The organism is Streptomyces sp. SID11385 (genome assembly GCF_010548245.1).
Taxonomy (GTDB): Bacteria; Actinomycetota; Actinomycetes; order Streptomycetales; family Streptomycetaceae; genus Streptomyces.
Genome location: NZ_JAAGLR010000016.1, coordinates 1 through 1,919 on the forward strand (window position 1 = coordinate 1; position 1,919 = coordinate 1,919).

Below are 1,919 nucleotides of genomic sequence, written 5' to 3' on the forward strand. Positions count from 1 at the left end.
CGGAGGGCGTGCACGGCAGCGTCCTCGACTGCGCCGGCGGCGCCCCGCGCGCCCTCGCCGACGACCTCGCGACGCTCCCCGCCGAGATCCCGGTCCTGTGCCAGTACCGGGGCGCCGCGCACCCGGTCACGGGCGACGCGCTCCCGCGCCTCGTGCGGGCCGGGTACGGGGTCGCGCTCTGGCGGCGCAGGGGGGAGTTCTCGCGCACGTACGGGATGGTTCCGGGGTACGCGTACGACGGGAACTGCTCCGGCTTCCACACCCGGGTCGGACAGGAGGTGCGGGCGGCGCACAGCGCGGCGCAACTGCCCTGGGTGCTGCACGACTGGCGGCGCGCGGCCGAGCACGGGCAGGGCTGGTCGGAGGGCGTCGTGCTGATGTACGACCCACCGCGCGCCGCCCCCGCGCTGCTTGCTCCCCCGTGAAAGACCTGACGGGGCGTCGGGCCGCTCGCTACCGTGTGGCCCGTGCCCCGTACGGCCGGAGCGCCCCGCACCCGGAGCGCCCGGCGGGCCCGACGACGAGACGAGACGACCGAGCGACGCCGCAGACCAGTGACGAGGGAGCCGATCATGAGTGAGGCCGCAGTGTCCGAGGAACCCGGTCCCGTGGCCGGGGAATGGCTCGTCTACCGGGGCGCGGGGGAACCCCACGACGGGATCGACCGGCTCCCCGCGCCGCCGCCGTGGCGCGACTTCCGGCACCGCGCGAGCGAGACGCCGGGCGGCGCCGAGACGCGCAGGCTCGGCGCGCACCGCGCTCACACCGTCTCGCTGCGCCCCGGCGCCGAGGAACTCGAAGTGATCAACGCCGCGCTCTACCTGCGCCGCCCCCTCCTCGTCACGGGCGGCCCGGGCGTCGGCAAGAGCTCCCTCGCGCACTCCGTGGCCGACGAGCTGCGCCTCGGCGACGTCCTGCGCTGGCCCATCGTCAGCCGCACCTCGCTCCAGGACGGCCTGTACCACTACGACGCGATAGCGCGCCTCCAGGACGTGCAGATCGCCGCCCACGACCCGGGGGCCGCGGCCGGGGGGCCCGGCGCCCCCGAGCGCATCGGCGACTACATCAGGCTCGGCCCGCTCGGCACCGCGCTGCTCCCCTCGGCGCGCCCCCGCGTCCTCCTCGTCGACGAGCTGGACAAGAGCGACATAGACCTCCCCAACGACCTCCTCAACATCCTGGAAGAGGGCGAGTTCGTCATCCCCGAACTCCAGCGGCTCGCCGACCGGCTCCCCGGCAACGAGGCCGAGGTCCTCACCTCCGACGGCCGCAAGGTGCGGATCAAGGACGGCCGGGTCGCCTGCACCCACTTCCCCTTCGTCGTGCTCACGAGCAACGAGGAGCGCGACTTCCCCGCGCCGCTCCTGCGCCGCTGCATCCACCTGGAACTGGGCCTGCCCGACCACGAACGCCTCGCCAACTTCGTCCGCGCCCACCTCGGGCGCGAGCGCGAGCGCGACGCGGACGACCTGATCACGCGTTTCCTGGAGCGCTCGCGGACCGAACTGCTCGCCGCCGACCAGCTCCTCAACGCCATCCACCTCACCGGCGCGGCCCCCGGGCTCGACCGCGACCGCCTCGCCGAGCTCCTCATCCAGCGACTCGACCGCCCGAGGTGACCCCGATGCGCGACTTCGCCGCCATGCCGCACCACGGGGACGACCACGCCGAGGGCCAGGGCGACCCCGGCCCGCTGCCGCGCCCGCTCCCCCTCGCCGACCGGGGCACGGCGCGGGGATACGGGCCCAGTCCCATGCCGATGGACTCCGGGCCGACGGAGGGGCACCCGGCGGAGCCCGGGCCGACGGGGCGTCACGGGGCGGAGTCCGGGCCGACGGGGCGTCACGGCGCGGACGACGCGCCGGAGAGCGGGGACACGCGGCGGGGGACCGGCTCCGCGCCGGGTGACCCGGGGGCCG

General features: G+C 76.0%; 1 protein-coding gene and 2 pseudogenes. All 3 read left to right on the top strand.

From position 1 onward, the window contains the following. Positions 1-425 (top strand): annotated as a pseudogene (locus G3I42_RS00840) (hypothetical protein); the annotation flags it as partial. Positions 426-572: 147 nt separating this feature from the next. Further along, entirely contained in the window at positions 573-1,619 is a 1,047-nt protein-coding gene (locus G3I42_RS00845; RefSeq protein ID WP_164281936.1) for a MoxR family ATPase, read from the top strand. A gap of 5 nt (positions 1,620-1,624) precedes the next feature. After that, positions 1,625-1,919, top strand: a pseudogene (locus G3I42_RS36790) (hypothetical protein); the annotation flags it as partial.